At 28.9% G+C, this 12,675-nt stretch carries 15 protein-coding genes; 10 read left to right on the forward strand and 5 right to left on the reverse strand.

Annotation, left to right across the window (positions count from 1 at the left end; all coding sequences use genetic code 11):
• Positions 1-66 precede the first annotated feature (66 nt).
• Both CLCHR_RS10295 and CLCHR_RS10300 read left to right on the forward strand, forming a co-directional pair.
• Positions 67-501 (forward strand): alpha/beta fold hydrolase, encoded by a 435-nt coding sequence (locus tag CLCHR_RS10295; protein ID WP_079439628.1) that lies wholly within the window; start codon positions 67-69, stop codon positions 499-501.
• A gap of 49 nt (positions 502-550) precedes the next feature.
• Complete coding sequence (locus CLCHR_RS10300) at positions 551-1,519, forward strand: alpha/beta fold hydrolase (RefSeq protein ID WP_079439629.1); 969 nt, start codon at positions 551-553, stop codon at positions 1,517-1,519.
• 319 nt (positions 1,520-1,838) lie between these two features.
• On the opposite strand, the gene CLCHR_RS10305 is transcribed toward CLCHR_RS10300, so the two are convergent.
• Together CLCHR_RS10305 and CLCHR_RS10310 are read right to left on the reverse strand one after the other, a co-directional pair.
• A complete protein-coding gene (locus CLCHR_RS10305; RefSeq protein WP_079439630.1) occupies positions 1,839-2,468 on the reverse strand; it encodes a class I SAM-dependent methyltransferase in 630 nt (209 codons plus the stop codon).
• A 165-nt stretch (positions 2,469-2,633) separates the two neighbouring features.
• Positions 2,634-3,014 (reverse strand): RrF2 family transcriptional regulator, encoded by a 381-nt coding sequence (locus tag CLCHR_RS10310; protein ID WP_079439631.1) that lies wholly within the window; start codon positions 3,012-3,014, stop codon positions 2,634-2,636.
• 289 nt (positions 3,015-3,303) lie between these two features.
• On the opposite strand from CLCHR_RS10310, the gene CLCHR_RS10315 reads away from it, so the two are divergent.
• Complete coding sequence (locus CLCHR_RS10315; protein WP_079439632.1) at positions 3,304-3,639, forward strand: DUF6054 family protein; 336 nt, start codon at positions 3,304-3,306, stop codon at positions 3,637-3,639.
• A gap of 221 nt (positions 3,640-3,860) precedes the next feature.
• On the opposite strand, the gene dapB is transcribed toward CLCHR_RS10315, so the two are convergent.
• Genes dapB through CLCHR_RS10330 form a run of 3 tightly spaced genes read right to left on the reverse strand, consistent with a single transcriptional unit; the run spans position 3,861 to position 6,526 of the window.
• Positions 3,861-4,616, reverse strand: a complete 756-nt coding sequence (gene dapB, locus CLCHR_RS10320; protein ID WP_079439633.1) for a 4-hydroxy-tetrahydrodipicolinate reductase — start codon at positions 4,614-4,616, stop codon at positions 3,861-3,863.
• Positions 4,617-4,625: 9 nt separating this feature from the next.
• The gene (gene dapA / locus CLCHR_RS10325) at positions 4,626-5,504 is read right to left on the reverse strand and encodes a 4-hydroxy-tetrahydrodipicolinate synthase (protein WP_079439634.1); all 879 of its coding nucleotides are present in this window, start codon (positions 5,502-5,504) and stop codon (positions 4,626-4,628) included.
• A gap of 29 nt (positions 5,505-5,533) precedes the next feature.
• Positions 5,534-6,526 (reverse strand): aspartate-semialdehyde dehydrogenase, encoded by a 993-nt coding sequence (locus CLCHR_RS10330; RefSeq protein ID WP_079439635.1) that lies wholly within the window; start codon positions 6,524-6,526, stop codon positions 5,534-5,536.
• 430 nt (positions 6,527-6,956) lie between these two features.
• Between CLCHR_RS10330 and CLCHR_RS10335 the strand changes: the two genes are divergently transcribed.
• From CLCHR_RS10335 to CLCHR_RS10365, 7 genes are all read left to right on the forward strand, one after another.
• Positions 6,957-7,181, forward strand: a complete 225-nt coding sequence (locus tag CLCHR_RS10335) for an alpha/beta-type small acid-soluble spore protein (RefSeq protein WP_079439636.1) — start codon at positions 6,957-6,959, stop codon at positions 7,179-7,181.
• 94 nt (positions 7,182-7,275) lie between these two features.
• Positions 7,276-8,013: a class I SAM-dependent DNA methyltransferase gene (locus tag CLCHR_RS10340; protein ID WP_079439637.1), complete on the forward strand. Its 738-nt coding sequence runs from the start codon at positions 7,276-7,278 to the stop codon at positions 8,011-8,013.
• Between the two features lie 25 nt (positions 8,014-8,038).
• Entirely contained in the window at positions 8,039-8,923 is an 885-nt protein-coding gene (hslO, locus tag CLCHR_RS10345) for an Hsp33 family molecular chaperone HslO (protein ID WP_079439638.1), read from the forward strand.
• Positions 8,924-9,045: 122 nt separating this feature from the next.
• Positions 9,046-9,801, forward strand: coding sequence for a YdcF family protein (locus CLCHR_RS10350; protein WP_079439639.1), 756 nt, complete (start codon positions 9,046-9,048; stop codon positions 9,799-9,801).
• Between the two features lie 41 nt (positions 9,802-9,842).
• The gene (locus tag CLCHR_RS10355) at positions 9,843-10,700 is read left to right on the forward strand and encodes a pseudouridine synthase (RefSeq protein ID WP_079439640.1); all 858 of its coding nucleotides are present in this window, start codon (positions 9,843-9,845) and stop codon (positions 10,698-10,700) included.
• 129 nt (positions 10,701-10,829) lie between these two features.
• Complete coding sequence (locus CLCHR_RS10360) at positions 10,830-11,159, forward strand: hypothetical protein (RefSeq protein ID WP_079439641.1); 330 nt, start codon at positions 10,830-10,832, stop codon at positions 11,157-11,159.
• Positions 11,156-12,625, forward strand: coding sequence for a sensor histidine kinase (locus CLCHR_RS10365; RefSeq protein WP_079439642.1), 1,470 nt, complete (start codon positions 11,156-11,158; stop codon positions 12,623-12,625). Before CLCHR_RS10360 ends, CLCHR_RS10365 begins: the two co-directional genes overlap by 4 nt.
• The last annotated feature ends 50 nt before the right edge of the window (positions 12,626-12,675 follow it).

The raw sequence follows: 12,675 nt of genomic DNA on the forward strand, positions 1-12,675 counted from the left end.
GTAATGGAAATTTTACAATCGAAATAAAGATTTCTAGATAATAGTGCATTAAATGATTTAGAAAGTATGGGGAGTCCACCATATAGAGATGTTATAAATTCTACATTAAAGCAGGAAAATATTATAAAGAAATACTCTCCATTTAAACATGATGTTAATGTGATAAATGATGTAATTAAAGGATCATTACTCTCACCTGAATCCAATGGATTAGATGCAATAAAATATGCGTTTGGAAATAAGCTTTCAGCAGAAAAATTATGGGGAACAAATAATGAGTTCAATTTATTTAACGATGTAAGAAAATTAGATATCCCGGTTTATTTTTGTGCTGGAAGATATGATTATACTACCCCATCAGTTTTGGTAAGAAAATACTATGAGATATTAGAAGCTCCATATAAAGAATTTATTTGGTTTGAGAATTCAGCGCATTTTCCTCAGCATACCGAAAATGATAAGTTCTGCGATTTATTGTTGAATATTTCAAATAAGATATGAAAAACAATTAACAAATGTTATAGTTCAATTTTTATCAAAGGAGAACAATATGGATGGAGTTGAAAAAAGTATAAGTAAAAGAAAATTAAGAATAAAAAAAGTTATCATCTTTATCATAATGATTCTCTTAATTGGAGCGGTCTGGCAGAGAATAATGGTTGAAAAAGAAACAAATATACTATCACCTCATGGAGAAGTATTTGATATTAACAATCATAATATGTATATACATTCTACAGGAAGTGGTAGCAATACAGTTGTTTTTGTAGCAGGATCTGGAACACCAAGTTCGTTTACGGATTTTTATGGAATACAAATGAAACTGCAGCCGTATGTAAGAACGATAAGTTTTGACAAGGCAGGATTTGGATGGAGTGAAAAAACTGATGTACCTAGAACAATCGATGTATTAACTGAGGAGCTACATGAACTGCTTGAAAAATCAGGACAATCATCACCTTATATATTAGTGGGACATTCGTTGGCTTCTTTGGAAGTAATCAGCTTTGCACAAAAATACCCTGCTGAAGTTAAAGGAATTGTTTTGCTAGATGGAGGAAGTCCAGAATTTTATGCAAATGACTCTGAGATAAAATCATATATATTAAATCGATTTAGTGCTGGATTAAGAGTAATAGGAATCGCAAGAGCACTTGGAAATTTAGGCATTAAACTCCCTTTGCTTGGTGAGAATTTACGTTATAATGCGCTGTCAGGTGATATAAAGAAGATAGATATAGCTATGTATTATAAATATCTGGGCAATACAAGCAATTTAGAATATATTAAAAATATAAATGAAAATGCTAGGGAAGTAGTGGAGAATGGGCATCTTTATAATATTCCATTAGTTATGATATCCTCCGATAGTGGAGAAAGTTGGGAAGAAACTCAGCAACAACTATTAAATTGGTCAAACTATAGTTCTCAGGAAACATTGCATAATTCTAGTCATTATATTCATTGGACTAATACTGATTATATAGTCGAAAAAATAAAGGGACTTATAGCTGAATAAATACAATTATCAGTTGTACAAGTAAGAGATGACTTCTCGTTATTTATATAATTGGACATGTTGTAATGATTCTAATTAGGCTAATAATGTGAAGCTGAGATTGGGAACGGTAAATAAAGCTTGTTCTTTGAGAATTGAGTAGTATGATGTTTTAAAAATATGTTATAAGGATTAATTTAAAGATAAATTATAATTTAGCGGATAGATTTAGAATAAAAAAATAGAACAACATTTGTTCTATTTTTTTATTTTCTTATATGATTATCCTATAATAGGTTTTATCTATATTCTATGATTTTATCTCAGAACTTTATCAGCTTTATATCTTTTTTCTGCATTTTATCATTAAAAAGTTTACTGGAGGTTTATCTGGATTATCCTTATATATGTCATCAATCTCTACAAAATCTACAAGACCATAATTTCCAAACTCTTTCTGTATTGACTTAGAATTATAGAAAAACAGTTTTACCCCATATGTTGTTTCATAATAATTTTCAGCAAGCTTCGTACCATTACCATACATTGGAGCTTTTTCTGAAACAGCCGTAAAAATCATATATCCACCTGGTTTTAAATGGTTATAGCAATCATTAATAAACTTTTTTCTTTCATATTCATTTAACAAATGAATAAGTGCAAAGCTAACTACACCATCATAGAGTTTATTTTCAAAAGGCATATCTGATACTGATCCATGATAAATTTTATTATTAATTCCATTTTGCCTTGCTATATTAATTGCCGTTTGAGAAATTTCGATTCCTGTAACCTCCATGTTATTATCAATAAATGGTTTTACATTTCTTCCATATCCAATACCTGGTATTAAGATATCCTTTAGATTATTTTGAGCAAAGTAATCTGCTACTATAATTGCAGTGCTTGATGGCTCAAAGCCCCACATTGCTTGTTTTTCTGCAAAACTTTTTTCCCAGAATTCTGACATATAAACATCTCCTTTATAATTTTATTATTAGTATAAATCATATTTTAGATTAAACATTAGTAATAAACTATTTATAATCAAAATATAAATACTTCAATCAAATACATTACAGAGTGTATTTATCTATAATTAAAGTATAAGAACACTTATGAAATTAAGGTGTTTTTATATAATTTCAAATAGTTTCTTATTTTTAAGATAAGTTTCCATCATATTCTCTGCTTCTTCCATTGCTTTTTGGATTTTGCATTCATGATTTTCATCCATTTCACACGTAAACATAGGGCTACTTCCTTCTGTTGCCCTAATTACATCTAAAAGTGAAATATCTTCTTTGCTTTTACGTAAAACATAACCACCATTTGCACCAGGAGTAGATTGAATTATATCAGCTTTTACTAACTGTGTTAGAATCTTTGACAAATAACTCGGCGCAATATTTAAATGGGTTGCCAAAGGCTGCAAACTTAAATTATCTCTTTTATCATACTTAATCATATATGCAACTATATGTAATGCATAATTAGTAGCTTTGGTATATTTCATACTAATCCTCCATGTACTATTAATAAGATATTACAGACTGTATTTATCTATAATACACTTATTCATATTTTTAGTCAATACTTATTAGCGATAAGGAAATATACTTCATATGATAATCTATTAAACGTTGTTAAAATATACCAATTGATCTGATAATGTGCATGAAATGAAGATTTTGTGCAGTAAATTATAAAAATGTTCTTTGAAAGTTGAGTAATGTGATATTTTAAAATATGCTATAATTAATTATGGTAGTAAAATATTAAACTAATATTATGGAGGAGTCATTATGGCAAAGTATGAAAAGACTATTAGCGGTCAATTTGAGAAAGTACTTTATCGTTTAGAAAATGATATTGCTGGTAGTGGAATAACTATGAATTTAGTGGATAAAAGCAACTACACTTCTGGAGATACCAATGTAGCAGTTAGGGTATATGATAAATATTTTATGAGAAATGGCAATAGAGCAAGTCTAAGCCTAACGGTAGTAGGGAACGGTAGGGATATTTTTGTTTCTGCAATTGGTTCTGGAGGAGGACAAGGTATTCTTTTTAACTTCAGTCTCGGAGCTGAAAGTGATATGGTGGCTATAGTAGAAAAAAGTGTAGAACGAATGGTATAATACGTATTAAACAATTCAGTCACAATCTTCGTAGTAAAAATAAATAGCAGATTAGAATATTTAATAATAGACAGAGATGGTATGTAAATACTTAGATACTAAAAATAAGTGATATATTGAGTAGTGTGTTTCAGTGGAATTTAGATGGTCATTATTATTGAATCAGCCATCTAAATTCCTAGAAACAAGAATACAGTTATTTGTTTTGGTTAGTAACTAATTTATTCAATTCCTATAACGTCATTCATGTCATATAAACCTGGATTAGTCACAGAAGCCATATATTCACATGCTTTTAGAGCACCAACTGCAAAAACTTCTCTTGAAATTGCTTTATGAGTTAATTCTATTACTTCACCAGTTCCGGCAAAAATAACATCGTGGTCTCCAATGATACCGCCGCCTCTAACTGCATGTATACCAATTTCATTTTCTTCTCTTTTGGAATTTCCTTCTCTTCCATAGATATACTTTGTTGTATCTTCTATAGAGTTTTTTATGGAATCAGCAAGCATAATTGCAGTTCCACTTGGAGCATCCACTTTTTGATTATGATGCTTTTCTATTATTTCTATATCATAGTTTCCATAGAGTAGAGGAGTTACTTTCTTTAAAAGAGAATTAATTAAATTAATACCAAAAGACATGTTGCCTGATCTAAATAGCTTAAGAGTATTACTCTTTTCATCTATTAGGGCTAAATCTTCTTGTGTAAAACCAGTTGAACATATTACTAATGGTTTGTTAGTTTTTTCTGTTATTTCTAAAAGACTATGAAGAGCATCGGCTCTTGAAAAATCTAATAAAACATCATATTCGATGTTTAAATCTTGAACGCTTTCAAGAATAGGATACGGAGCATTAGTTTGGAATTTATCAATTCCAGCAACTATCTCTAAGTTCTTAAATTTATCAGCGCACTCTGTAATCATCTTACCCATTTTACCTGAGCAACCATTTAATACTATTTTAATCATCTTATCACCTTACATCAATTTATTATCTATCAAAGCAGCTTTTAGTATTTCTTCATTGTGATGTTCCATCTCACAAAGAGGAAGTCTTAAAGGACCAACATCTAGTCCTATAAGATTCATGGCTGTTTTAACTGGGATTGGATTTGGTTCTATAAACAAAGTATTAGCTAAAGATAAAGTATCTAATTGAATATCCAAAGCTTTTTTAAAATTACCATTTAAACAATTTAAAGCTATATCATGAACTTTTTTTGGCATTATATTAGCTAAAACAGATATCACTCCTATTCCACCAAGAGACATTATTGGAATGATTTGATCATCATTCCCAGAATAAATATCTATGGTATCTCTGCATAATGCTTTCATTTGTGCAACTTGACTAATGTTTCCACTAGCTTCTTTTATTGCAACAACATTACTTAATTCAGCAAGTTTAACTAGAGTAGCTGGAGTAATATTAACTCCTGTCCTACTTGGTACATTGTATAGTACGATAGGAGTTTTCACTGCATCATTTATAGATTTAAAATGCTTTATTAAACCATTTTGAGATGTTTTATTATAATATGGAGTAATAACAAGAAGTCCTGAAACTCCAACACTTTCTGCATATTCGCTCATAGATATGGCAGAAGAAGTGTTATTCGATCCAGTACCTGCGATTACAGGTATCCTCTTATTTATTACATCAACTGTAAATTTAATAGTTTCTTTTTTCTCTTTTTCTGTCATTGTAGTTGCTTCACCTGTAGTACCACAAATTACAATAGCATCAGTTCCTTCTTGAACGTGCCATTCTAATAGTGATCTTAGTTTTTCATAATTGACCCCATTTTCATCAAATGGGGTAACTATAGCTACAGCTGAGCCTTGAAATATTGACATTTAGATTCCTCCAACTTAATTACTACAAACTATTTGTTGTCTTTAATCATTATTTCTGCGATTTGAATAGCGTTAAGAGCTGCTCCTTTTCTTATGTTATCAGCAACAACCCATAAGTTTAATCCGTTATCTACACTGAAGTCTCTTCTGATTCTTCCAACGTAAACATCATCTTTACCAGACATTTCAAGAGCTGTTGGATATTTTAATTCCTTAACATTATCATATACAGTTACACCTTGAGTGTTTCCTAATAATTCAAAGATATCTTTTATATCAAATTCTGAATTAAGTTCAACATTGATACTTTCACTGTGAGCATTAAGTACAGCAACTCTAGCAGTTGTCGCAGTTACTCTTAAATTTGGCTCATGAAGTATTTTTCTTGTTTCTTTAATCATTTTTTCTTCTTCTTTAGTATAGCCATCTTCTAAGAAAACATCTATATGAGGTAATACATTACCAGCTATTGGGTAAGGGAATTTCTTAGGTGCAATTCCTTTAACGCCATCTTCTAAATCCTTGATACCTTGGACACCAGCACCAGATACAGCTTGATATGTAGAATAAACTATTCTCTTAATTCCGTATTTATCATTTAATGCTTTCATTATAGGCATTGCTTGAATTGTTGAACAATTTGGATTTGCAATTATTCCTTTATGAAGCTTAATATCTTCTGGATTAACTTCAGGCACTACAAGTGGTACCTCAGGATCCATTCTCCAAGTACTACTATTATCAATTACTACAGCCCCATACTGTGCAAAAATAGGTGCAAATACTTTACTAGCCTCTCCACCTGCTGAAAATAGTGCATAATCTATTTTTTTATTTTTTATATTCTTTTCACAAGTTTCTTCAACCACATAGTCCTTTCCTTTAAATGGTAAAGTAATTCCTTCTGATCTTTTTGATGCGAAAAGATATAAATTATTTACTGGAAAATTTCTTTCTTCTAAGATTTCTAAAAACTTTCTTCCTACATTTCCAGTAGCCCCAACTATTGCAACATTATACACAATAATCCCTCCTAAATTTATTTATAATAATTTTTATATATACAAATACTATAGTTAAATATTGAATAAATATCAAGTGAATGAGCAAAATAAGTTGAAAAAAACTATTCAAAATTGAATAATATGCCACTAATTGGCAAAATGGGTGTCAATAGCACATGATTGTGCATATTTATACCATAAAATTGAATAGTAATACCGAATCTGTAATTAAAAATAATTAAAATATAGAAATTTTAAAGGAAATCTTTTTATTAAGAATAGTACCAAAGCATAGGGAAATAATAAATTAATATAGTTTGACTCTTAAAGTGAATTTTAAGTTAAGCTGATAAGTTTGAGTTAGTGAAGAGAAAATGTTATTTAAAACAAAAGATTAACTAAAAAGTTGTAGAAGCATAAAAATTACTAAGAATGGTAGGGATTGAATATGAGTAATAACAAATCTGTAAAAAAAATAATAAAAGCAAAAATTAAAGCTAATAAAGAGTTAACAGCAGATGAAAAGATGAGAGAAAAAATCAAATATGAAATAGCTGAGGAACTAGGATTAACTGATAAAGTTAAAAGTGAAGGATGGGGAGGTTTATCCTCTGTGGAAACAGGAAGGATAGGTGGAATTATGGCCAAAAGAAAGAAAAAGAATACAAAATAAAACCTGGAAAGAGTGGCTAATTTGACTAAGTAAATAATTACGATATAATATACTAGATGAATTAGTATACTTTATTAAGGGTGTGATAAATTATATGGCATATAAAGAGTTTGCAAATATATATGATGAATTAATATATGAAGATATTAATTATGAAAAAGTTGCAGAAAAGATTATAGAATTGTGCAATGAAAATAATTTATATTTTGAAGACTATTTAGATTTAGCATGTGGAACAGGTAATGTTGCAATAAATGTAGCTAAATTCTTTAAGAATATATATGCAGTAGATTTATCAAATGATATGCTAAACATAGCTTTTGATAAATTTAAACGAAATAAGATTAAAGCTAAAGTAATATGTCAGGATATGTGCGAGTTAAATTTAAATAAGAAATTTGATCTTATAACATCTGTTCTTGACAGCACAAATTATATAACTGAAGATGAAGAGTTATTTAGCTACTTTTCTAATGTATATGAACATTTAAAAGATAATGGATTGTTTATTTTTGATGTTAATTCATATTATAAATTATCTACAGTTCTTGGAAATAATATATATACATATAGTTCAGAAGAAATTTTTTATACATGGGAGAATTCTTTTGAAGAAGATATATTAAACATGTTTTTAACATTTTTTGTTAGGAATGAAACAGGTTTATATGAAAAATTCGAAGAAGAACATTTTGAAAGAGCATATACTGAACATTATATCGAGCAAATTTTGAAAGAGTGTAAATTTAAAGTCCTTTCTAAATTTGAAGGATACTCTAATAATGAAGTTAAAGAAAATAGTGAAAGAATACTTTATGTCTTAAGCAAATAATATATAAATAGGAGATGAAATAACAATGCAAGATAAAATAGTTAGGGCAACTGCTAAAAATGGAATGGTTAGAATAATTGCAGGAATTACAACTGAATTGGTAAATGAGGGAAGTAAATTACATGAGTGTACACCGGTAGCTGCGGCCGCTTTTGGAAGAATGTTAACGGCTGGAGCACTAATGGGAACTACTCTGAAAAATGATAAAGAGGTTATTACATTAAAAATAAATGGAAATGGTGAAGTGAATGGAATAACTGTTACAGGTCACAATGATGCATCTGTAAAAGGTTTTATAGGTAATCCGTATATTGATAGACCTCTTAATGATAAAGGAAAATTGGACGTTGGAGGGGCTGTTGGAACTGATGGTCTTTTATATGTAATAAAAGATTTAGGTCTTAAGGATCCTTATATAGGACAAGTGCCAATACAAACAGGAGAAATTGCTGAGGATTTTGCATATTATTTTACTGTATCAGAACAAACACCATCTGCAGTATCTCTTGGTGTATTAGTTGATAGGGATTTATCTATAAAAGCAGCAGGTGGATTTATTGTGCAGATGATGCCAGGAGCAGATGAACTTCTTGCAGACGTAATTACATATAGATTAGAAGAAATTCCTCCAATAACTTCACTAATTAGTGAAGGAAAGTCTATTGAAGAAGTATTAGAATATATTTTTGAAGATATGGATCTAAAAATTTTAGATTCAATTAATCCAGAGTATAAATGCGATTGTTCAAAAGACAGAGTAGAAAAAGCATTAATTTCCATAGGAAAAGAAACCCTTCAAGAAATATATGATGATAAAAAGACAGAAGAAATTGTTTGTAATTTCTGTAACACAAAATATGAATTCACCAATGAAGAAATAGGGGAATTATTAAATAATAGTAAAAAATAAAAAAATATAAACATATTAATAGGGAATAAGATTGTATGGTTCAAATGCTAACTTATTCCCTATTTTAATGTACATATTTATTTATGAATGTATGTATAACGATTTCTAAGCAGGAGGCAACAATGAAAAAATATTTGGATGCAGTATTAGGTGTATTTCTGATTTCATACATAATTATTATTAACCTTATTAGTGATGCAAAAGTCGCATTTAGTTTCCCAATTTTAATCTTAGGTATTTTATTGATTTTATTTCATTTTCTTAGAATAAAAAATCAAAATAGCATCTTTTGGAGTAAGTATTTAAAAATTGCAAAGATTCTTATGTACATTGGTTTAATATTCTTTTTGGGAATAGAGGCTGCAATAATTACTTATCCTAAGAATGATGATAGAAAATCAGATTATATTATTGTATTGGGTGCAGGGCTAGCTAATAAAACAACTCCAAGCACAATACTTAAAGGCAGGTTAGATGCAGCATTGGATTATTTAAAAGATAATAACAGTGCAATTATAGTATTATCCGGTGGAAGAGGTTCGGATGAAAATATACCAGAATCCCATGCTATGAGTAAGTATTTGCAGGAAAAAGGAGTAGACAAGTCAAAAATAATAATTGAAGATAAATCTAGAGATACAAATGAAAATTTCAAGTATTCAAAAGAAAAAATAGAAGGTTACAGTAAAAAAAACATGGATCAAATAAATGTTAAGATTATTACAACTGATTTTCATGCATTGAGAAGTAGTATCTTAGCTAGAAAAAATGGATTTGTATATTATAGTAACTATTCAAGTTCAACTGTTTGGTATTTAATCCCTATAACTTATACTAGGGAAGCATTTGCTATAGTTAAAAGCATATTATTTGATTAATGATAAATGAGTAATTCATATTGAGAGGATAAACTTATAAAATGAGAATTAATAAATTATTTAGTAATTACGGAATTTGCTCAAGAAAGGAAACGAATAAATTAATTGAAGAAAAACGAGTTAAGGTAAATGGGAAATTATGTGTTTTAGGCCAATGGGTAGAAGATGCAGATGAAATCTTGCTTGATGACAGGCCTATCCTAATGAAAGAAAAGGTGTATATCGCACTAAATAAGCCAGTTGGAATAACTTGTACAGCTGAAAATAACGATAAAGATAATATAATTCATTTCATGAAATATCCACAATATATATTTCCGGTTGGCAGATTAGATAAAGATTCTCAAGGACTTATTATTTTAACGAATGATGGTGAACTTGCTAATGAACTTCTAGAATGTGAGAACATGCATGAAAAAGAATATATAGTTGAGGTGGATAGAGACTTTAATGATGAATTTATTGCTGAATTATCTCAAGGGGTTGATATTTTAAGTAATGTAAGTTCGGGAATTAGAAGAATAAGTGATAATCTAGGGGTTTGTAAAGATGAATTTAATAAAAATACGTTACTATCTAGAGATGATTTGGGGAATATAAATGCAGTTAATTTAAAAGATATAAATGTAAAAAACAAAAAAGATTTTATTAGAACAAGAGAATGTAAAGTTAACAGAATAAGTAGTAATTCATTTAAAATAATATTAACTCAAGGACTAAACAGACAAATAAGGAAGATGTGTGGAGCTTTTGGATTTAAAGTAACAAAATTAGAGAGAATCAGAATTCTTAATATAAATATTGAGAATATAGACGTTGGAGAGTGGAGATATCTTAGTAAAGATGAAATAGAAGATTTAAAAAGAAAATTAAATATTAATTTAGAAGAAATTAAGTAGCAAATAATAACTTTGTTAACATTTGAAAAATATAACTATTTAAATACTAGATAATAGAATTATCCATATTGAAATCAATACTACCCTATGAGATAATTTAACATATTAATGAATTGGGAGAGAAGAATAATGGATAAAGTTTATATTAACGCAAAAGATGCAGCAGGAAAATATAATTTGTTTTTAAAGATTGTAACTTCAGTTAAAAGTTTTGATTCATACAATAGTTTTTTTAATATATATGATGAGTCCGAAGAACCATGTAGAAGAATTGTTGTTCTTACAAAAAGCAAGGATTTAGAGGAAGTCTATGATGAAAATCCGACAGAAGTAATTCAAGAAAACAAAATAGTTGGTGGGAATATATGGATAAAGGAATACTCTTTGCTTGAGAATCCAAGTAAAATCGATTTATCAAGCTTAGTTGTAAGCAAAAAGTTGATTGAGGAATTTTTATGAGAATAAAAAAAAGGCTTACAATATCGAATATACTTATGCTGATAATTCCAGTGGTGATTGTTCTTATCATCGCTTTAATAATGAGCGTGCCATTTTCAAAGGCTTATGAAAATAAATTTGCAAGTGAGAGAGAACGAGACCCTAATGCATATCTGATCCAAGGGAATTTGAGACCGGATATGAAAAATTTTAAAGATAAAGATGATTTTGCACAGTTACCTGAAGATTTACAAAAATTTCTTAAACCAAGAGGATATAATTTGATAATAACTTATGACGGAGAAATAATATCCTCAAATATCACGGATAAAGATAAAGAAGCTATTTCAATAATTGGAGATGATATACTTTTTCAATCCCATTCTTTAGTTTTAGAGATGAATACAACATCTTTAGTTAAAAATAGCTTTAAGAAGGATAATAAAATCGTAAATATAATTGCTATTAATTCTTCTTACAAACCTTTAAAATTTGACATGAAAAATGAAATGTCTATGTTTGTAATTAGTTATATAGTAATAGTTTTTATTATATCTTTTATTGTTGTTACTGTGACAAATGCCATTTTATCTAGTAAACTTTATAAAAAGTTAGTAGTGCCTCTTGAACTTTTAAGCTATGGGGCTGAACAAATTAAGAATGGAAATCTTGATTTTGAAATGTATTATGGTGGTGATGATGAATTTAAACAAGTATGCAGTGATTTTGATGAAATGAGATTACGTTTAAAAGATTCAATTGAAATGCAGCTCAAATATGAAGAGAACAGGAAGCAGTTAGTAGTAGGAATCTCTCATGATTTGCGTACTCCATTAACAGCTATAAAGGGGTATGTGGAAGGATTACGAGATGGAGTAGCAAATACTCCTGAAAGGCAAAGAAAATATCTAAATACTATTTATACTAAAGCTTGTGATATGGATGCACTAGTAGATAGTTTATTTCTATTTTCAAAATTAGATACAGGAAGATTCCCATTTAAGTTTGATATTATAAGTATTAAAAATTATCTTTTAAATTTTTACGAATGTGCAAAAAATGAATTTTACGGCAAAGATGTAGAAATTATATTTGAAAGTAATTGTAATAATTCAATTATGGTAAAACTTGATCAAAAAGAAATGAATAGGGTTCTCCTTAATATATTGGATAATAGTATGAAATATAAAGCGGAAAATAAAGCTTTTATTAGAATTAGACTTTGTGAGAAAGAAGATTTTGTTGTAATAGAAATTAGTGATAATGGTAGAGGCGTTCAGGAGGAGGAGCTTGTAAAGCTATTTACAAGTTTTTATAGAGGGGATGTTTCTCGTACAAAACCCAATGAAGGAAGTGGACTGGGACTAGCTATTGCAAAGCACATTGTTGAAGCACATGATGGTGAAATATCAGCATATAACATGCAGGGACTAACTATCAAAATAACACTTCCTAAAAATTATAATAAAATTGGCTCGAATAATTAATTTTTAAGCCAATTTTATTATATAGCGTATATCACAATTTTGAATTAAGT

The organism is Clostridium chromiireducens (genome assembly GCF_002029255.1).
Lineage (GTDB): Bacteria > Bacillota > Clostridia > Clostridiales > Clostridiaceae > Clostridium > Clostridium chromiireducens.